The sequence below is a fragment of the Psychrobacter sp. CR212 genome (genome assembly GCF_059693765.1).
The window spans coordinates 39702-59026 of sequence record NZ_JCATIF010000004.1 but is presented as its reverse complement, the minus strand read 5'-3'; the positions used below and the strand labels follow the sequence as shown (position 1 = coordinate 59026).

The 19325-nt window shown below is 44.0% G+C and carries 16 protein-coding genes; 6 read left to right on the top strand and 10 right to left on the bottom strand.

Annotated elements, in window-relative coordinates; translation table 11 throughout:
- The first annotated feature begins 133 nt into the window (after positions 1-133).
- Positions 134-400: a DksA/TraR family C4-type zinc finger protein gene (locus AC58CZ_RS08915; RefSeq protein ID WP_075105811.1), complete on the top strand. Its 267-nt coding sequence runs from the start codon at positions 134-136 to the stop codon at positions 398-400.
- A gap of 71 nt (positions 401-471) precedes the next feature.
- On the opposite strand, the gene AC58CZ_RS08910 is transcribed toward AC58CZ_RS08915, so the two are convergent.
- Together AC58CZ_RS08910 and ompR are read right to left on the bottom strand one after the other, a co-directional pair.
- Positions 472-1677, bottom strand: a complete 1206-nt coding sequence (locus tag AC58CZ_RS08910) for a GTP-binding protein (protein WP_494224278.1) — start codon at positions 1675-1677, stop codon at positions 472-474.
- Between the two features lie 66 nt (positions 1678-1743).
- Entirely contained in the window at positions 1744-2502 is a 759-nt protein-coding gene (gene ompR, locus AC58CZ_RS08905) for an osmolarity response regulator transcription factor OmpR (protein WP_102093351.1), read from the bottom strand.
- Between the two features lie 376 nt (positions 2503-2878).
- Between ompR and AC58CZ_RS08900 the strand changes: the two genes are divergently transcribed.
- Positions 2879-5422 (top strand): helix-hairpin-helix domain-containing protein, encoded by a 2544-nt coding sequence (locus AC58CZ_RS08900; RefSeq protein WP_494224279.1) that lies wholly within the window; start codon positions 2879-2881, stop codon positions 5420-5422.
- A gap of 114 nt (positions 5423-5536) precedes the next feature.
- Here the strand turns inward: AC58CZ_RS08900 and AC58CZ_RS08895 are convergent, their stop codons facing one another.
- Positions 5537-6067, bottom strand: coding sequence for a hypothetical protein (locus AC58CZ_RS08895; protein ID WP_494224280.1), 531 nt, complete (start codon positions 6065-6067; stop codon positions 5537-5539).
- Between the two features lie 737 nt (positions 6068-6804).
- Positions 6805-8091, bottom strand: a complete 1287-nt coding sequence (locus AC58CZ_RS08890) for a saccharopine dehydrogenase NADP-binding domain-containing protein (protein ID WP_494224281.1) — start codon at positions 8089-8091, stop codon at positions 6805-6807.
- Between the two features lie 411 nt (positions 8092-8502).
- Here AC58CZ_RS08890 and AC58CZ_RS08885 point away from each other — a divergent pair, with 411 nt between their 5' ends.
- Positions 8503-8658 carry a DUF1328 domain-containing protein gene (locus tag AC58CZ_RS08885; RefSeq protein ID WP_021814049.1) on the top strand — a complete coding sequence of 52 codons (156 nt, stop codon included), beginning with the start codon at positions 8503-8505 and terminating at the stop codon, positions 8656-8658.
- 108 nt (positions 8659-8766) lie between these two features.
- On the opposite strand, the gene AC58CZ_RS08880 is transcribed toward AC58CZ_RS08885, so the two are convergent.
- From AC58CZ_RS08880 to AC58CZ_RS08865, 4 genes are all read right to left on the bottom strand, one after another.
- Positions 8767-9060, bottom strand: a complete 294-nt coding sequence (locus tag AC58CZ_RS08880) for a 4a-hydroxytetrahydrobiopterin dehydratase (protein ID WP_494224282.1) — start codon at positions 9058-9060, stop codon at positions 8767-8769.
- A 109-nt stretch (positions 9061-9169) separates the two neighbouring features.
- Positions 9170-9463: a GNAT family N-acetyltransferase gene (locus AC58CZ_RS08875; protein WP_494224283.1), complete on the bottom strand. Its 294-nt coding sequence runs from the start codon at positions 9461-9463 to the stop codon at positions 9170-9172.
- 224 nt (positions 9464-9687) lie between these two features.
- Positions 9688-11055 (bottom strand): fatty acid desaturase, encoded by a 1368-nt coding sequence (locus AC58CZ_RS08870; RefSeq protein ID WP_494224284.1) that lies wholly within the window; start codon positions 11053-11055, stop codon positions 9688-9690.
- A gap of 161 nt (positions 11056-11216) precedes the next feature.
- Positions 11217-12425, bottom strand: a complete 1209-nt coding sequence (locus AC58CZ_RS08865) for a 2Fe-2S iron-sulfur cluster-binding protein (RefSeq protein ID WP_494224285.1) — start codon at positions 12423-12425, stop codon at positions 11217-11219.
- A gap of 445 nt (positions 12426-12870) precedes the next feature.
- Between AC58CZ_RS08865 and ettA the strand changes: the two genes are divergently transcribed.
- A complete protein-coding gene (gene ettA, locus AC58CZ_RS08860) occupies positions 12871-14532 on the top strand; it encodes an energy-dependent translational throttle protein EttA (protein WP_494224286.1) in 1662 nt (553 codons plus the stop codon).
- Positions 14533-14638: 106 nt separating this feature from the next.
- Here the strand turns inward: ettA and plsB are convergent, their stop codons facing one another.
- A complete protein-coding gene (gene plsB / locus AC58CZ_RS08855) occupies positions 14639-17533 on the bottom strand; it encodes a glycerol-3-phosphate 1-O-acyltransferase PlsB (protein WP_494224287.1) in 2895 nt (964 codons plus the stop codon).
- Positions 17534-17780: 247 nt separating this feature from the next.
- Between plsB and ybaK the strand changes: the two genes are divergently transcribed.
- Together ybaK and AC58CZ_RS08845 are read left to right on the top strand one after the other, a co-directional pair.
- Entirely contained in the window at positions 17781-18269 is a 489-nt protein-coding gene (gene ybaK, locus AC58CZ_RS08850) for a Cys-tRNA(Pro) deacylase (RefSeq protein WP_058024885.1), read from the top strand.
- Between the two features lie 88 nt (positions 18270-18357).
- Positions 18358-18732, top strand: coding sequence for a 5-carboxymethyl-2-hydroxymuconate Delta-isomerase (locus AC58CZ_RS08845; RefSeq protein ID WP_494224288.1), 375 nt, complete (start codon positions 18358-18360; stop codon positions 18730-18732).
- Between the two features lie 78 nt (positions 18733-18810).
- Here AC58CZ_RS08845 and AC58CZ_RS08840 read toward each other — a convergent pair whose 3' ends face one another.
- Complete coding sequence (locus AC58CZ_RS08840; protein WP_494224289.1) at positions 18811-19287, bottom strand: hypothetical protein; 477 nt, start codon at positions 19285-19287, stop codon at positions 18811-18813.
- Between the last annotated feature and the right edge of the window lie 38 nt (positions 19288-19325).

Genomic DNA, 19325 nt, shown 5'->3' with positions numbered 1-19325 from the left:
TATGTGGTCATGTTCTATTTATGATATTGCGACGATTATTAGGTTGTAATCAGTCGTACCTAGCCCCATATATTTGTTATTAAAGAAGTTATATACAAAATAATGACTAATAAAAAACAAATAGGATAAAATTATGGCAGGTGGCTGGTCAAGAGATGGTGCTGAGCATGAGCAAATGGATGCAACGGTCAATGATGCGTTAGAGCGCGCAAGACGCTCATTGCCAACAGGTGTGAGTGCAGAGTTTTGTGACGAATGCGGTAATTCTATTCCGGAGGCGCGGCGACTAGCGGTGCCTGGTATCCAGCATTGCGTCAGTTGTCAGACAGCGCTTGAGCGAGAGGTAAAGGCGGCGGAGCTATTTAATCGTCGCGGCAGTAAAGACAGCCAATTGCGCTAAAAGGAAGAAGAAAGAAAAAGGGCGGGCATTGCTAGATAACATAGCAATGCCCGCCCTTTTTCTTTCTGTTGCTATATAACCATTTCCATCAGTTCGCGATCGCAATCCTCCCAGTCTATAAAGACGGATGATGCTTCATCATCAGTCTCGTTTTCTTTAGCTGTATTGTCAGCGCTGCCTAGTTGCAAAATGATTTCTAGCCGACTATCAGTCTGTGGATCGATTGTTTTGGTGGATAGACTACCAGGGTTAAAATTGATCTGCAGCCAGCCATCAGAAGTATGAACCACGCCTTTGATGCGTTGCCAATTTGGCAGTGCTAACAACCAATTCTGTAAATCGTCAGTGTTTAGTATGTAGTGTGCAGGTAATCGCCATCCAGCCAACTGAAAATCCTGCTGCTCTTCATGATAGCGATAGGGCAGATCACTATTAGCACTAGCCTGAGCTTCTGTCTCATCGGTAGATGAACTCGATGATGGTACAGTTGCTAAAGAATGGGCTTGAGACTGCGAGCCGATCATCGGTTTGTGAAGATGAGCGATACTGACTTTTCGTTGATTTGCAATGATATGGCTGGGCTTGTCGAGTTGGTAGTTTAGACCTGCTATGTATTCCTTGGTTAATGGGGTGTTTGATGCGTCTGTTGTCTCAGCTACCGTTAGTTCAGATACTGCCCAAATGATTTTCACTTGTGAGTTTAGCGTGGCTATCCACTCTATCAAGGTGTGTTTTTCGCTACTACTTAGTTGATCATAGCGATTGACGATCAGCACATCGGCATCACGAACATGCGCTTGAAAACCCTCATGGTCACGATACTTAATCTGTTGCCACTGCTCGCCACTCAGTACAGTTATCACCGCATGCATCTGTAGTGCGGTTTGCCAATGCGGCGCACTGAGCTGTAATATCAGCTCGCGTGGATGTGCCAATCCTGTGGGTTCAATAAGCAGTCTTCGCGGGTGATAGTCATTAAGCAGACGACTGATCGCAATTTGTAAGGGCAGTTGACTGGTACAGCAAATACAGCCACCACTGACTTCACGAATGGCAATATTCTTTTGCTCAAGATCATTATCTTGGGAGCTTGCTAGAAGTGCACCATCAATACCGATATGGCCAAACTCATTGATTAAGAGTGCCCAGCGTTCGTCATCAGGTTTTGTGGCAAGTAGCTGATTGATGACGGTGGTTTTGCCAGCACCTAAAAACCCTGTCACTAATGTGCAGGGTATGTTTTGAAAAATAATTGGGTTTTTCACAAATAGGCTCATCATATTGGCACGTGTTTGTGAGTAAACAAACACGGCCTATATTAAAAAAATTAGATCAGTCAAAAGTTATTCACTCTTGATGGTTTCTACCTCGGCTTCATCAGGAACGAACACGTAGCCAACGCCCCAAACAGTTTGGATGTAACGCGCTTGTGAAGGGTTGTCTTCAATCAGGCGACGCAGACGTGATACTTGGACATCGATAGAGCGCTCCATCGCACCCCATTCACGACCACGAGCAAGGTTCATCAACTTATCACGGGTCAATGGCTCACGTGGATGCTGAACTAAAGCCTTTAACACCGAAAACTCACCTGTCGTCAAAGTGACGACATTCCCATCGCGTTTGAGCGTGCGAGTCGATAGATCTAGTGTCCATGGACCAAATTCAACCACTTCTAATTGGTGACTTGGTGCCCCTGGAAGCTCACGGTTTTGACGACGCAAGACAGCTTTGATACGCGCCAATAGCTCTTTTGGGTTAAACGGCTTAGGCAGGTAATCATCTGCACCCGCTTCCAAACCTGCGATACGGTCAGCATCGCCACCTTTAGCAGTCAGCATAATGATTGGAATGTCCGCATTGTCTTCACGTAGGCGCTTACAGATGCTAATACCGTCTTCGCCCGGTAGCATCAAATCTAACACAACCAAAGAGAAGAGCTCACGTTGCATGAGTTTGTCCATCTGACTGCCATCATGGGCAGTACGAACGACGAAACCATCGTCTTCTAGGAAGCGCTGTAGCAAAGAGCGCAGGCGAGCGTCATCATCGACAACTAATATACGCTGAGTCAAAGTATCGGGGCTGTTGTTATCAGTCATACAGGCATCCTCTTATAAAAATTATTGTTAGCAGAAATGACGAGTAAAAAGCGATGAGTAAAACACTGCCATTAATTATCGTTATTTAATGATGGGTCAAAACAAGCACGTCATAAAATCAAAAACTATTGTTCAATATATCAGCACATCTCAATATTTGTGCTATGGATACTTTAGTGTATAAGATTGCACCGCGAATTGCATCACTCATAAGAATAAATGCTGTATGCGTTTGTTTAACAAGGCTACAGAACGTTTGATATAAAACGTTTTATGCCGCAAAACAGGCGATAATTAACGAAAAGATAAAAAGGATTTTTATTCATGCAGCTTTTGCTATAATGCAAAACTACATTTCTCAACGATTGATACGTATATGAGTAGCACTGATACCTTAACGTCATCTCAAACCTCGACAAATGCACAGGTTTTGGATGCAACCACACACGCGAATATTCACGACAAGCTTGCTCGCGCGCTTGGCATTAAGACTGCTCAAGTCAATGCGTTTGTGAAGCTTTATGATGAAGGCGCAACGGTTCCTTTCATTGCGCGTTACCGCAAAGAAAAGACGCAGAACCTTGATGATGCGCAGCTGCGTGCTTTAGAAAAATCTCTGAATTATGAGCGTGACATGGCCACCCGTCGCCTCAAAATCACTGAGTTACTGAGCACACAGGGCAATCTGACCGACGAGCTACAGACGCGTATCGATAATGCAACGTCTAAGCTTGAGCTTGAAGACATCTATCTGCCATATCGTCCGCGTCGTCGTTCACCGGCTGCCAAAGCACGTGCTGCTGGTCTTGACGCTGTCGCCCAAGCGGTCTTGACGCAAGAAATCACCCCGACAGAGGCGCTGGCTGATTATCAAGTTCAGTCAAGTATCACTGATGATAGTGGTAATGAGATCGACGTTGACTTTAGCGATATCGACAAGCAGCTTGCTGGTGTGCAAGCCATTATCGTTGATGAGTGGACGCAAGCATTGGGGTTGTTGGATAACTTACGCAATGGTTTTGCCAAAACTGCCAGTATCGTATCGAGCGTTGCGAGCGAAGAAAAGCGTGAAGTTGGCGAAAAGTTCAAAGACTACTTTGAGCATAGCGAAAGCCTTGCTCGACTGCCAAATCATCGCCTATTAGCGATGTTACGTGGTCGTCAAGAAAACGTCTTGGGTCTAAAAATCGAAGGCGAAGACGCACCATTTATCGAAAAAATTATCAATCATTTCGATGTCGATGCCAAAGCACCTGCCGCACGCCGTGAGTTTTTGACAGAGGCGGCCAGTAGTTTGTGGAAAGACAAATGGCGTCCACATATCGAGCACCGCTTACTGACCGAAAAGCGCCTAGCTGCAGAAGCAGATGCGATTGATGTGTTCGCTAGTAACTTACAGCATTTATTGATGGCTGCACCAGCAGGCCCTAAAGTGATCTTAGGTGTCGATCCTGGTATCCGTCATGGCGTAAAAATGGCCATTGTGGATGCGCAAGGTCATGTCATGTCAGATAGCGAAGAAAAACCTGTCATCGCGACGGTTTATCCGTTTGCCCCTGACAACAAAATGGATGAAGCCAAAAAAGTCATTGATGAGCTATTAAGCACTTATGATGTTGATTTAGTAGCTATCGGTAATGGTACGGCAAGTCGTGAAACCGATGCGATGATTAAAGAGATTTTGGCCGCGAACGCTGCACTTAAAGCCAAAGCTGTCATCGTCAATGAATCAGGCGCTTCCGTCTATTCGGCGAGCGAGCTTGCTAGTGATGAGCTTGCCAATTTAGACGTATCGGTGCGCGGTGCGGTGTCTATCGCACGTCGCTTGCAAGATCCGTTATCAGAGCTTGTCAAAGTCGATCCAAAAGCGATCGGCGTGGGTCAGTATCAGCACGATGTGAACCAAAACCAGCTGGCTGATAGTCTTGATAAAGTGACTCAAGATAGCGTGAATGCGGTTGGTGTTGATGTGAATACAGCGAGTCCTGCTATTTTGGCACATATCGCGGGTCTGAACCGTAATGTGGCGCAGCAAATCGTGACTTATCGCCGTGAGCATGGTGCTTTTGAAAACCGCGAAGCACTCAAAAACGTCCCACGCTTAGGTGCTAAGACCTTTGAGCAAGCAGCAGGTTTCTTACGCATCCATAATGGCAGCAATCCACTAGATGCGACAGGCGTGCATCCAGAGAGCTATGCGTTGGTCGACAGCCTGTTAGTACAAGCCGACAAACCGCTGTCAGAAGTCATCGGTAACGATGGTGTACTGAATGCTATCGATACGACTGCGCTGCCTGCTAACGATGATAATGTCAGCGTAAAAGCGATTATCGAAGAGCTTGCTAAACCTGCACGCGATCCACGTCCTGAGTTTAAAACGGCTAACTTCCGTGATGATGTCAATAGTATCAAAGATTTGAGCGAAGGTATGCAGCTTGAAGGCGTGGTCACAAACGTAACGGCCTTTGGCTGTTTCGTTGATGTCGGTGTACATCAGGATGGTTTGGTGCATATCTCACAAATGGCCAATGACTTTGTGGCTGATCCTATGAACCGTGTCAAACCAGGTGACATCGTATCTGTGCGGGTGATCTCTATCGATGAAGCGCGTGGTCGGATCGGATTTAGTATGAAGCCTGAGTCTGAAAAACCTGTCCGTACGGCTGCTAAGTCTACTGCAACCAGTACAGATGGTGAAAAAGTGAGCCGTCCACGCAGTAATCAGGCGAATAGTGACCGTCCAAATAATAGTCGTTCTGCTGCTGATCAGCGTTCGTCTAAGCCACGTGGTAAACGTCAGGATAATACGAATAGTAACCGTAGCAAACCGATCAAAAACGATAAAGCGGAAGCACCTAGTAAAATGGGTACACTTGGCGCCTTGTTACAAGAAGCTGGCGTGACTAAAACTAAGAAATAGCCAAAATTTATAGCCGTGTTCAACAAAAAAGGCAGCCAATTGGCTGCCTTTTTTGTGTCACTTATTGATAGTAGTAAACTATTAATCATACTATTCAATCAAGCACTGTCATTATTAACGAATGGTGAAACGACGGTTTTCGTTAAATTCCACTTGACCAGGCTGAGTCGCTAAAAGCTCACCACGACGGTCTTTTTTCTTTTCTTGTAAGGTAATCTCGACTGGCTTTTCGCGCATGTCAGCAGGTGTTGCTTGGCTGCTTTGAACGTCATTTGTCATCTGAGTAGGGCGTTCAGCGGTAGCACGGGCCTGAGCCAATTCAGCTCTGGCTTGAGCAACTTCAGCTTTAACTTGATCTTCAGACATTTTTTCGTCCGCTGTAACGGTCATATCTTCGTCCATGTCACCTTCTTCAGATTCCATATCGTCATTCATCGCGTCCATGTTGTTGTTATCAACAGCACCCGGTTGAGTAGCGACAAGCTCGCCATCAGGGCCTTCTATTTCGGCTTGCAAAGTATTATCGACAGGAGTGGTACGCATATCTGCTGGCATAATGTCACTGGTATTGACAGGTGCAGCTATTGCTGCCGCTGGCAAAACAAGTGTCGCTCCTAAGACTAACGGTAAAATGTTATTTTTCATTATAAAACTCCAAATTCGATAAATGAACAATGATTAAAAACAGCTGCCATATCTATATATAATTATGTCTAAAATGCAGATAATTGAGGACAGCCTAATTTTGGTTTGACCTTACTATAATTTGTAAAAACAAAGTACCAGTTATATAACAGACATTTCAGTAGTAAACTCATTAAGGTTCTAACAGCTTGGTATATTGTTGTGACGTTATGAAACTATTAAACCCACATCTCATTTAAGAAATGAAGTAAGCATTTGGATCTATTTTATTCAACAATGATATATTTACCAGTATTTGTATCGATAACAGGCTGCTAAAAACCTTTATCTGGCACACGAACTACTGGGAAATTTTGACTAATATCAATTCGATCAATAACATTGTTTTAGAGAAATATTTTTACTAGATGATGTTTTTCGAAGTGAACTTTGATTAAAATTTTTAAATGAATATTCTCTATAACAATCAAACCGTAATGTATTTTATCCTAGCGTATTGAGGAGAATATGGCTGTGACATTAGACTAAAAATCTGTAGCATAATGTACTAAAAAATCGAAAAACCGCAACATTGATTACCAAAAAATACGCTATTAGTATTTGTTAACATGTCCTGCAAAAAGTCAAAATCTACATAATAAAAAACCGTATCCTGCTATCAAGATACGGTCATAAAAATCATCAGTATTAATATATCGCTATGTAAGCGCTTTACTATTGAATCACGGTAAGCTCGCTTAACCCTCGATAACCTCAAAGCTTAGGCCTGAATGCTCTTCTAAGCGAGCTATGAGCTTATCTCCCATTGCAGAAGCAGGTGTCCAAAAGCCGCCACCAACGTCCTCTTTACTGATGTCTTGCGCTAGACATAATGCCGCCTGCGAGAGCATGCGAGAGGTGCTGCCATAACCAGGATCTTTGTCGCCTGTGACTTTGACCGTGATAGTGTCATTTTTGGGAGTTTGTCCAAAATGTCGAATATCAAAATAGCCGTTTTCTTGCTCCTCTTTAGAAGGCCCTGAGCCTGATTTGGGCAATACGTGTTTGGACAACAAGTCACGGCTTGGCTTGATCATCATAGCTGTGGCAAAGCCTAGCAAACCTGCGCTCATGGCATAGCTTGATAATTTGCCTTTGACGCCATCTTTCATCCACATGGCTTCGTCATATTTAAAGTCGCGGCCGTATTCATAACCAAGTAGCTGGTTACTGCGATGGACAATACGTGTATTGATACTCGCCATCACAAAGGGTGCCAACCAGCGTTTGTGAGTGCTGTCATATTCTGGTTTACTGACGTTATCTTGGCGGACATTGGGTGCATCTGTGTCATCGTTTAGCAGATAGGGGTTGGCTACTTGTTTGCGGCGAGCCTTGTCTTCACCAGCCTCTTCAAATATCGTCGCCATCGAGGCAATCGTACCACCAGAGATGCCGCCTTTTGCCGCTTTCACTCGCATGTGAATCACATTACAAGTCTCACCGAACGTCTCTTCTGCTTTGGCCTGCGTAAAGTAAACGCCCAAGTCTGATGGAATAGAATCAAAGCCGCAAGAGTTGACAATACGGGCGCCGCTTTGCTTGGCAGTCTCTTGATACTTGTCCATCATGTCTTTGATAAAGATTGCCTCGCCAGTAAGATCGACATAATCGGTACCATTTTCAGCACAAGATTTGATCAAAGGCTCACCATATTTGAGATAAGGGCCGACGGTTGAGATGATGACTTGTGTCTGTTTGGTCATCTCATCAAGGCTGGCAGGATTGTTGCTGTTGGCAATGACGATATCTACTTTGCTCTCAAGCGTTGACTGTAACTCATTTAATTTCTTTTCGTCACGCCCTGCAATGGCCCACGTGACGTTAGAGCCGTCTTTATTCTTAGCATTGGATAAAAAATTGGTTAAATAGTGAGCGGTGATCTGTCCAACGAAGCTTGTTGCGCCATATAAAATGACGGCATAAGGGCGGTTGTCGCTACTGTTTTGTTGTGTGGGTTTTACGGTATCCGTCTCAGTACTCATAGTATTATCCTTAATAGGTTAGGTAATTGTGTGATCTTAAACTATAAACCAAGTGATTCAATTAGGTTAGGAGTTTGTGGGGTCGCGACAGTTTTCATTGGCAAATGCTTGTGTTACAAGTCATAAAACTATCGATAAGGCGCTATAAAGTAATCCATAACTTATCAAAACTGGTTCGTATAGCGCTAGAGATGGTCTATATAGAGACAAGAAAAAATAAAAGGTATTAACACTTGCTACAAAGTTTACATAACCTACCGCCATCATTACCAAAATGCACGTTCTTCGAAGATGAATATTGCTAATCTATGGTTGTAAGCAGATATGACTGGTATAAGAAAAACAAAAAGTTAAATGGATACTATACAAAGTTTATTATTTGATTTTTAACCTTTATTTAAGGAGAATATTATGTTTCGTTGGGCCATTATTTTTGCAGTGATCGCACTGCTAGCAAGTTTACTAGGTTTTGGCGGAGTAGCAGGATTATCTGCTAACCTAGCGTATATTTTCTTGGCCGTTGCTGTGATTTTATTTATTGTGGCATTTGTCAGTCGCAAAATGTAAATACAGTTTATTGCTATAAAAATCCAATAAAAAAAGACCCTCAATCAAGGGTCTTTTTTTATGTCTGACGGAAAAACCATACTTATCAATACAATAAGTAAGCGTTTGCTACAAGCGCTTGGGCTGAACGATATGTTCCATGCGTTTAGCAAGGCGAATGTCCAAACTAGAAACGCCGCCGGTGTCCTGATTGGTCAAGCGGACCTCAACGATATTGTATGTGTTGCGCCATTCAGGATGATGTTCGAGTGCTTCAGCGTGAAACGCCGCTTGGTTCATAAAACTCATGGCTTCGATAAAGTCACTGAAGTGATAGGTCTTGACGATACTATTACCATCGCGCTGCCAACCAGCAAGCTCTTCTAACTGTAGATTAATTTGCTTGTCAGATAAACTACTCATATTAATAACCTTTATTGTTATATGGATTGGTTTATTAAAAGTTATATTGGGATGGATTTCCTAATCTAAAATTGCTGCATACCAGTTGTTTGGGATAAAGGGCGGTAAGCTATACCAAATCTTGGTACTCAGGATGTTTGCTGATATATGAGGCCACAAACGAGCATTGCGGCACAACCTTTTTATCATGTTCACGGGCGTAATCTAGCGCATGTTTGACTAGTGCTGAACCGACACCTTGACCGCCTAACTGTTGCGGAACGATCGTGTGGTCATAGACAAGCTTGTCATCACGGTCTTGATAGCTAATGTAGCCAGTTTGGCCATCAACAGTCGTCTCAAAGCGATTCGCTGCTTGATTATGTGTGGTATCTAGTGCTGATTTAGTGGTTTGGTTACTCATGATACAACTCCATTTATTATTATCGAATTTTTAATAACTGCCATATTTTCTAATGATGAATGAAGAAGGCAGATTTATTAAATACTATGTCATCAGTAAATATTTTGTGCTTGGTTGAGTATGTATGATTGATATCAAACAATCTAGTTGCTTACCGTAATAGTCGATATGACGATTGTTAATAGTATTAATGTCTTTTAATCTGCGTTAAAAATGTGAATATATCACCATATATAAGCTATTGCTTTACGAACGACGGGTGGAAAGAATCGACTAAGACCCTTTGCTGTCTCGCTCTCTGGTGTCGACTTATATGAGTGAGTGGTAGTATCCGCAGCCGATACCGACTGGTAGGTTTGCCACTCTTGCTCGCTTGGCTTACTAAAGTGATGGATACGTCCTATTACTTGTCGGAGCTGTGTGCTAAAACGTCCAGTGTTATAGGCCAGATTGTATTTGTGGCAGATGGCTTTTACTTGCGGGGCGATACCGGCATAGTGGCTGGCAGGCATATCAGGAAAGATATGGTGCTCAATCTGATGGGATAAATTGCCAGTCAAAATGTGAAACCATTTATTCCCTTTGATATTGCTAGAACCCAAAATCTGACGCACGTACCAGTCGCCTTTGCTCTCATCAGCATCGAGATGGGTATAGATGTGAGCCTGCTCTGTAAAATGGCCACAGAAAATCACCGCCCACGTCCACAGGTTACGAACCGTATTGGCTGCTATGTTGCCACTCAGTGTGCTCATAGCGCTACGACGACCTAAGGTCAAGGCGGCTATGGCTGGCAGTGCAATATAGTCTTTGCCCACTTGGCGGGCAATTTTGGCAAATAGTGCACGAGATTTTTGTTGCATGATTTTATGCAAGTCAGGGGAGTCGGCGTATTCATCGACACTGATCTGAATATCATGAAAGGCAACCGCCCACTCAAACCCAAAGGCCAACACGGCAGTACTAAACATATTGTAGCGATCTTCTGGTGTCCAAGGCTGCTCATCTGTCACCCGAATCAAGTGATAGCCGACATCATGGTCGCGCCCAACAATATTGGTAAACGTATGGTGCAAGTAGTTATGCGAGTGTTGCCACAATGGCGCAGGGCAAACAATATCCCAGTCAAACTTCTGACTGTTCAGATGCGGATGCTGCATCCAGTCATATTGACCATGCATGACATTATGCCCAAGCTCCATATTGTTGAGTATTTTGCTAAAACTAAGTATTGACGTACCCAATAGCCAGGCCCCTATCTGCGAGCGGCGTGATGACATGCGTCCTGCGACAGCCAGTAAACCACGGGCGACAAGCTCACTATAGACCACAGTCGCATAAATCCGCTGAATGTATTTGGCGTCATCGCTACCTAATGAGTCCATCACACCTTCATATAGCGCATTTAATTCTACTGCCAAGGCATCACTTTGTGCTTTTGTTAATGGTGCATGGGTTACTGTTGGATAGCGAGTTTGCTGTGATGATAGAGCTGGCTGCTTGCTATCATTTTTTGCCAACGGTGCATTGGACAATGGTGTCAAGATAGGTACGGCAGAATGTGCGGTGTTAACAGGTGGTAATAAGCGCATATATACATCCTTAACCGAAACGGTACGAATAAACAGCACTGGGTTCGGTTTGATGAGTTATCTGAGTTTTAGCATACAATATGAGTTAACATCAGTCTATTTTTTGGTTTTAAGAGGTCGATAGTCAGGGGGTAGTGGTCGTATTTTTTATTTCAGCAGGGCTAAATGTCTAACACCACGTCTGTCATGGCGATATTGATGCAGGTTTGGATAGACTCGTAGCCATCACTACTTATCTTGCCAGTTTGGATGTTTTTGACCACGCCGCTCACTTTATTGCAGCGGCACAACTGGCAAATTCCTTGCCTACAACCATGCGCTAGGCGTATACCTGCATTTTCGGCAGCGACCAATAATGTGGTGTCGCTATCGAACTGCCGTTGCCGTGAGCGTAAGTACACCGTATGCGACTCTGTCTGTAGTGCATTATCTAGTACTTGATTGCCACCGCTATCAAAATCAGGCAATGCATTGCCAAAATTTTCTACGATAATATTGTCACGTAGCTGATTGCCCTGCGGTAAAATGATTTCTGACACTGCTTTATATAAGCCGGCTAATAACGCTTGTGAACCGCAGGCAAATATCTGCGTATCTACCAATGGTAGATTAAGTGATAACAGACCCTCTGCGCTCAAGTATCGTTCGCCAGCCAAATAAGTCGCAGGGTTGTCAGTATGGATAAAATGATAGCTGAAGGTTGGATAGGTATCGCTCAGTTGTTGCCATTGGCGTTGAAGCTGAGGAAGTTTCGACCGACTATAATGTAGCAACGCCACCTGATGCCCGTTTGCAAGTGCTTGCGTAATAAGTCCTAACATGGGGGTGATGCCGCTACCGCCAGCGACAAATAACAAAGGGTGCAGTTTTTGGTTATTTGGTTCTCTATTATCTAAAATTGTCTTTGCCTGTGCCAAAGTAAAATGACCCAGTGGCATACTGGTATCAACGATGCTAGATAGCGACAGTTGCTTGGTCAAATAGTCAGATACTAACCCTTGCGGTTTAACAGCAATAGTAACCGTATGGCGTTGGCTTTTTGCTGACTTAGTAATGACGGCATCATCTTGCCACCACAATGGTTGATTCGCCAATCCTACGAGTGAATAGCTGCGCTGATGATAAACCCCATCGATAAAAACACGTAAATCAAGATACTGACCGCCTTGCCAATCATCTGTCCCTTTGGATATCTGCTGCCTAAACGCTCGATTGGTCTCAAATTGCAGTGCGATTAAATCATCGCTCATCTCATATCGAGCAATAAGGCGTAGCTTGGGTGTCGTCAATGACCAAAACGGATGTAAGCGCGACCCGATAAAATCGACAAACGCACGTTGAACTATTTCAGGGCGATAGCCGTTGGCCATATCATCAGTACCTGTATAAATGTTATTGAAAAATATGTGAGAAAGACGTGCTTAGCTTGTGGCTTATTTTAGTGATAATGTCTCAGATAAGCCTTATCGGTGATTTGTTCGGCGCTGTTAAGCCACTCTAATATGCTAACGGCTATTGATTAACTTTGCGAAAGTCTTGATGCTATTTTTTGTGGTTTTTATCAAACAGCAATGAATCAGAATGTTAAGCTCGTAACCTCAGAAAAATATTTTTACCCGCTTTTGTGCGAAAACGGCATTGCTGTATGGCAAAAGTCGTAAAACAAGGGGTAAAACAACCTGTTAGCTTGCAGGGTATGCGTCACAATGCGATAATGAACGATAATTTGTAACCCTGATTTTGAGTTACGGCACGCTTGGCAGCAGCGCTGAGTGGTATTTGCTGTTCTCTTCTATGCAGTCTATCGGAGTGTTAATGGCTCAATATATTTACACGATGAACAACGTGTCAAAACTTGTTCCCCCTAAGCGTGAAATTCTCAAAAATATCAACCTATCGTTTTTCCCGGGTGCCAAAATAGGTGTCCTCGGTATCAACGGTTCTGGTAAATCAACGTTGCTACGCATTATGGCTGGCGTCGACACTGAGTTTAGCGGTGAAGCACGCGCGCAGACAGGAACCAAAGTTGGTTACTTGCCGCAGGAGCCACAGCTCGATGACAGCAAAGACGTGCGCGGTAATGTCGAAGATGGTATGCGCGAAGCACTAGATGCGCTCGCTCGTCTAGATGCCATTTATGCAGAATATGCAGAGCCTGATGCTGATTTTGACAAGCTTGCTGAAGAGCAGGGCAAAATGGAAGACATCATCCAGTCATGGGATGCACACAATCTAAATAACCAGTTAGAAAAAGCTGCCGATGCGCTACGTCTGCCACCATGGGACGCGGACGTGAGTAAACTGTCAGGTGGTGAAAAACGCCGTGTGGCACTATGCCGTCTACTATTGTCGCGCCCTGATATGCTATTACTTGACGAACCGACCAACCATTTGGACGCCGAGTCTGTTGCATGGCTAGAGCAGTTCTTGCAAAACTACAGCGGTACTATCGTTGCCATTACCCATGATCGCTATTTCTTGGATAATGTGGCTCAGTGGATCTTGGAGCTGGACCGTGGCCATGGCTATCCGTATGAGGGCAACTATACTGAGTGGCTCGAGCAAAAGAATACCCGTCTAGAACAGCAGAACAAGCAAGAAGAATCATTTGCAAAAGCCTTGAAAAAAGAGCTTGAGTGGATTCGTAAAAATCAAAAAGGTCAACAAGCCAAATCGAAATCTCGTGTACAGCGTTTTGAAGAGCTGAACTCAAAAGAATTCCAGCAGCGAAATGAGACCTCAGAGATTTATATTCCGCCCGGTCCGCGTCTAGGTAATAAAGTCATCGAGGTCAATAACATCTCCAAGTCGTTTGGCGATCGTTTATTGTATGAAAACCTAAGCTTCAATGTCCCAGCGGGTGCTATCGTTGGTATCATCGGTCCAAATGGTGCGGGTAAAACCACGCTATTTAACATGATTACTGAGCGTGATACCCCAGATACTGGTTCGGTTGATTTGGGCGAAAGTGTCAAGGTTGCCTATGTCGGTCAGGTGCGTGACAACCTAGACGACAAAAAGACCGTCTGGGAAGAAGTATCAGACGGCCTTGACATGATTACTGTCGGTGACTACACCACGCCAAGCCGTGCCTATATTGGCCGCTTTAATTTCAAAGGCTCAGACCAGCAGAAACATGTCGGTCAATTATCAGGGGGTGAGCGTAACCGCTTGCAATTGGCGAAGACTTTGAAGCAAGGCGCAAACGTACTGCTACTCGATGAACCCTCGAACGACTTGGACGTTGAAACCTTACGTGCGCTAGAGGATGCGATTCAAGTATTCCCAGGTACGGTCATGGTCGTCTCGCATGATCGCTGGTTCCTTGACCGTATCGCCACCCACATCTTGGCGTTTGAAGAAGAAGGCCCAGTGTGGTTCGATGGCAACTACAGTGAGTTTGAAGCCTATCGTAAAAAGACAATGGGTGATGACGCCACGCCTAAGCGTGCTAAATATAAGAAAATTACCAACTAATACCATTGTTTGGTATATTGGAACTGCATAAAAAAGACCGCTAATCAATAGCGGTCTTTTTTTGTTTAGCTTAATTGTTTAATTGTTTAAAAGTCATGACTAACGATTAACGCTTACGCCCAAATTTACGCTGCTTTTTATTACTAATCTCAGTAATAGCATGAGTGATTTCTTCTTCGTTTAAACTTGCGACTTGCTGCAAGATTTGCATCATATCAGGCGTCAGCACATATTTGGCATGACTGGCGATGTCATTGATACGATGGTCAAAGGTCAATATGCCCGTTTCATCATCTTTTTGTAGATAATCAAGACGAGTCAAAGCGCTGATAAAGCTAGTAAATAATGCTCGATCAAAGAAGTCAGGAATATCATCGGCATACAGTACAGACAAGCGTTGTCCAAGCAAATGGCACAGGTCAACGACTTCGCTTTCGGTCAGATTACCAGAGCCCTGCTGAGCGAGTAGGGCAAGCGTCATAAAATAACGCTCAAGACTTTGCCCAACGGGTGTCGCCAGTACTTGTAGCTGTTGATAGCGCTTGCTATTAGACTCAGGAACACTAAGCGTGTCATCACCCAACTCAACAATCAATCCATGAGAGAGTAAACTATCGACTTTTTTGTTGAGCGTCTCCGCCAAACCATGCGCTGGGTAGTATAAGAACAGTTCACCTTGCAAGAATGGGTATAACTGCTCAGCGATACTATCTAAGCGATTGCGTTTGATACGGCCATTACGTGCCACTAGCGCTGATAAGAAAGACAGCAAGATAAAGACGTGTAGAATGTTATTGCGGAAATAGCTGAGCAATGCCGCTTGCTTGCCAGCGACCTGAATGATATCGCCCAAGATGTGCGGCGTACGCTCTATGAGTTTTAGCTTGATGCCATAATCAATGATTTCTTGCGGGCTCATATCTGTGATGACAGTGTCATCTGCATAAGGAAGCTGCTGCGCAAGGCCTTGGTACAAAGCGATTTGCTCACGGCAACTGTTTTCATCCAGTGCCGCTTTCGGTGCGGATAGTAGTACCAATGATAGCAGCGACACAGGCGTTATCACGGCAGCTTTATTGATGTGCTGCATGACTTTTACACCGATATTATCGACCATGGCACTGGCTTTTTCATCGAGTGGGGAGTCGGTGCGATCGGACGGTAAGCTATTGGCTGGAACATCGAACTTTGTCATAAAATCGCTAAGATGCAGCGGTGTACCAAAACTTAGATGTACATTACCAAAAATACGCTCAATTTTACGACCCACTTTGAGTAGCCCAATCAACGATTCTGATTCTTTTGGTTTGCCCTTTAACTCACCGATATAAGTGCCGCCTTCCATAATACGCTCATAACCAATATAAGTTGGGATGAACACCACAGGCTTATTGGTTTGACGTAACTGGCTATGTACCGTCATCGCCAGCATACCCATTTTGGGCGGTAGTAGGCGACCTGAACGTGAGCGACCACCTTCAATGAAGTACTCGATCGGTGTATTACGCGTGATAAGGGTATGCATATATTCACGCAATACGGCGGTATAAAGGGCATTGCCACGGAAGCTACGACGAATATAAAAAGCGACAGCGCCGCGCAATAACGGTCCCAATACTGGCACATCTAAGTTATCACCTGCTGCGACATAAGGGATACTCAAACCGCGTTTATAGATGACATAAGACAACAATAGATAATCAACATGACTGCGATGACAAGGCACATAAATCAGCTCATAATCGGTCGCAAGGTCACGTACTCGCTCAAAATGATGAACTTCGACACCGTCATATAACTGTGTCCATAACCACGTTAAAAACTTATAAAACCCACGAATAATGGAATGAGAATAGTCATTCACCATCTCATTGGCGTATCCTCGCGCTTGACTACGAGCGTCGCGTACGCTGGTGCCTTTTTCGGCAGCTTCCAGCTCTATTGCGTGCTTAATCGCTGGCGAGTAGACCAGTTTATCGACCAAATTACGTCTATCTGACAAATCAGGGCCCAGCATACTGGCGCGCTGCTTGTCTAAATAAATCGTCAATTGCTGCTGCAACATACGGACGAGTTCACGATTGCCATCAGCCGCCGCCACGAGCGTATAGCTGGGTGATTTTTCAGCATCAGTTTTGACATCATTATCCGTCGTTGCTGATTCAGTATCTTGTGAGTCTGTAGCAGGTGAGCTTTTAGCAATTGAATCCTCAGAAACCAAATCTTTAGAAACTAAGTCTTTAGAAACTAAGTCTTTAGAAACTAAGTCTTTAGAAACTAAGTCTTTAGAAGCCAAGTCTTTAGAAACCAAGCCTTCAGAAATTGAGTCAAAAACGTTAGGGCCCGCGCTTTCACCTTTGAGGCTATCATTGATGATAGTACGCAAATCTTGGGGTGGGTGGAATTGTACAAAGGTATCACGGCCCATCACGCCGATATTAAATAACTGCTTGCTGATACTCGGGTCTTGCCAATTGTCAGCGGTTAATAGTTTAAATAGCGAGTCTTCTTTTTCAGGGGCGCGTCCCCACAGGATAGATACGGGTACTAGGCGCACCTTTAGCTCTGGATATTGCAATACCGCAGAGACTAAGCGAGAAAGGCGCGGAGACAACTGATTGTCTTTGGCACTTGGGTGATTCAAAAATATGATGGCTGCATTTTCTTTGATATTGTGAGCCGCGTCATTGACCCCAACCAATGCAGGCGGCAAGTTATGCTCTTGCGTCTGCAAATCGATCAAAATACTGTTGGAGCGAGAATAATCCTGTAGCACATAAAATCTAAGTACCTGCTCGTCGCTATCAAAATCAGGCAATTCACCCAATAATTTCGGTTTGACAGCAACATCGAGTAGCTGTCCCGATAGTTTACGATACAGCTGATTGATCGGAGCATTAGCGTAAGGCTTGGTGACGATTGGACCCGCGTCAGTTTCAGAAGTGCGGTCAGTGCTGACTGGCGCTTTAAAAATCCGTTTTTTTAGGAACTTCGGTATCATAATCAGTATCAAAAATAGTCAAATATGTTGCGCTTATGATGCCATAAAAGCCACTAAAGCGATATATAGTGTCTGTATATACTGCTAATATTAATACTATTGGGTTACTCACTAGTAAGCGAGCAATGATATAAAACGGTCAAGTATTTGAAAGTTACGATATTTGGCGTAATAATATATTGATACCATGTCTATTTAATCCGTATAACGCCTATTCTTTAGTTCTATTTTATTAAGCCGAAATATTATGACGCCAGCTATCGATCTTGCCAAAAAACGCGGTCTTGATTACCGCATACACGAATACACGCATGATAGTCATGCGGCCTCTTTTGGTTTAGAAGCCGCAGAAAAGCTTGGCGTGGCGGCAGTGCAAGTGTTCAAAACTTTGGTGGTATCGACCGATACTGGCGACCTTGCGGTTGCGATATTGCCAGTAGATAAAACCCTCAATTTTAAAAAAATGGCCAAAGCCTTATCCGCGAATAAATTGCTGTCCTGCAAAAAAGTACAAATGGCAGATCCCAAGCAAGTAGAACGTAGTACCGGCTATGTGTTGGGCGGCGTCAGTCCACTCGGGCAAAAAAAGCGCCTAAAAACAGTTATAGATAGCAGCGCACAAGATCAGACAACGGTCTATGTCAGTGGCGGTCGTCGCGGTTTGGAGATTGAGTTACCACCAGCGCAATTAGCCAACACACTTGATGCGCATTTTAGTGCGATTACTGATGAATAATACAAATAAACGTTTTACGGTGGCTAAAGATACCGCGTAAACTTATCAGCCAGATCTTCTATTACTTTTTATATTTAAGGACATAATCATGCCGCATTTAACCATTCAAGCCACGCCCAATGTCAGTATCCCTCACGAAGAATCATTGCTAAAGTCGCTCAATAAAGCATTATGGGACAGTGGATATTTTGATAAGCCGACAGATATCAAAACACGTATCTTACCTATTGAGACGTTTTTGGTGGGTGTGGAAGATGATGAGCAAGCGAATGGGTTTATCTATGCCAATCTAAAACTGATGAGCGGCCGCGATATAGAGAATCGTAATCAGCTGGCTGAGCTCTTGGTCGCTACCATCGAAGAAAAGATCGGAGACGAGCAATCAGGTCGTGCGGCACTGCAAATATGCGTAGAAGTCGAAGAGATTAGTGCGGTATATCATAAGAAGATGCTAGGTAGTTAATGTTAAACGCTTTAACCTTTTCCAAAGCGACTTATTATATTTTGAATACTGTTGTTTGAAGGCGTTAGACGTATATGGTTAAGCGAGCTTGCACAAAGACTGACTAGCAACCTTTGGTAGTATCATGACCTCAACTTTATAGCCTGCTGTTTTGCCATGAGTGGCCATAAGATTACGTGCGATACGCAGACGGTATTTTCCCGTTTGTGGCAGACAGCCTTGATAAATGATACCGCCTTTGGTGCCATCTTGGGTACCATCCGGCATATGCAATACACCGACGTTAGCAGTCTCGGGCGTACCTGCAAGTGGTGCAATGTTAATAACGGCATATTGCTGACTTGCAGCATCGAAACGATACCACTGCTCATCGATATGAGGAGCGAGTTTACCAGTGACGACGCTAGTAACAGCGCCTTTTGCAAAATGTAGAGTACTATCGCTACTTTTGGCCGCTGCACTGCTGATGCCAATACTGACGAGCGTGGTGCTAATGACCAATGCTCGTATATATCGAGCAGCTAAAGCCGTGTTTTTATCGTTAGGTAAAACCATTATTTGCTCCTAAATTACAGGTTGCTTTTGATAGTCTT

Coding starts and splice junctions, on each gene's coding strand:
- AC58CZ_RS08900 (WP_494224279.1), top strand. CDS start 2,879: ATGAGTAGCACTGATACCTTAACGTCATCTCAAACCTCGACAAATGCA.
- plsB (WP_494224287.1), bottom strand. CDS start 17,533: ATGATACCGAAGTTCCTAAAAAAACGGATTTTTAAAGCGCCAGTCAGC.
- AC58CZ_RS08845 (WP_494224288.1), top strand. CDS start 18,358: ATGCCGCATTTAACCATTCAAGCCACGCCCAATGTCAGTATCCCTCAC.
- AC58CZ_RS08895 (WP_494224280.1), bottom strand. CDS start 6,067: ATGAAAAATAACATTTTACCGTTAGTCTTAGGAGCGACACTTGTTTTG.
- ybaK (WP_058024885.1), top strand. CDS start 17,781: ATGACGCCAGCTATCGATCTTGCCAAAAAACGCGGTCTTGATTACCGC.
- AC58CZ_RS08890 (WP_494224281.1), bottom strand. CDS start 8,091: ATGAGTACTGAGACGGATACCGTAAAACCCACACAACAAAACAGTAGC.
- AC58CZ_RS08840 (WP_494224289.1), bottom strand. CDS start 19,287: ATGGTTTTACCTAACGATAAAAACACGGCTTTAGCTGCTCGATATATA.
- AC58CZ_RS08885 (WP_021814049.1), top strand. CDS start 8,503: ATGTTTCGTTGGGCCATTATTTTTGCAGTGATCGCACTGCTAGCAAGT.
- AC58CZ_RS08915 (WP_075105811.1), top strand. CDS start 134: ATGGCAGGTGGCTGGTCAAGAGATGGTGCTGAGCATGAGCAAATGGAT.
- AC58CZ_RS08875 (WP_494224283.1), bottom strand. CDS start 9,463: ATGAGTAACCAAACCACTAAATCAGCACTAGATACCACACATAATCAA.
- AC58CZ_RS08880 (WP_494224282.1), bottom strand. CDS start 9,060: ATGAGTAGTTTATCTGACAAGCAAATTAATCTACAGTTAGAAGAGCTT.
- ettA (WP_494224286.1), top strand. CDS start 12,871: ATGGCTCAATATATTTACACGATGAACAACGTGTCAAAACTTGTTCCC.
- ompR (WP_102093351.1), bottom strand. CDS start 2,502: ATGACTGATAACAACAGCCCCGATACTTTGACTCAGCGTATATTAGTT.
- AC58CZ_RS08910 (WP_494224278.1), bottom strand. CDS start 1,677: ATGAGCCTATTTGTGAAAAACCCAATTATTTTTCAAAACATACCCTGC.
- AC58CZ_RS08865 (WP_494224285.1), bottom strand. CDS start 12,425: ATGGCCAACGGCTATCGCCCTGAAATAGTTCAACGTGCGTTTGTCGAT.
- AC58CZ_RS08870 (WP_494224284.1), bottom strand. CDS start 11,055: ATGCGCTTATTACCACCTGTTAACACCGCACATTCTGCCGTACCTATC.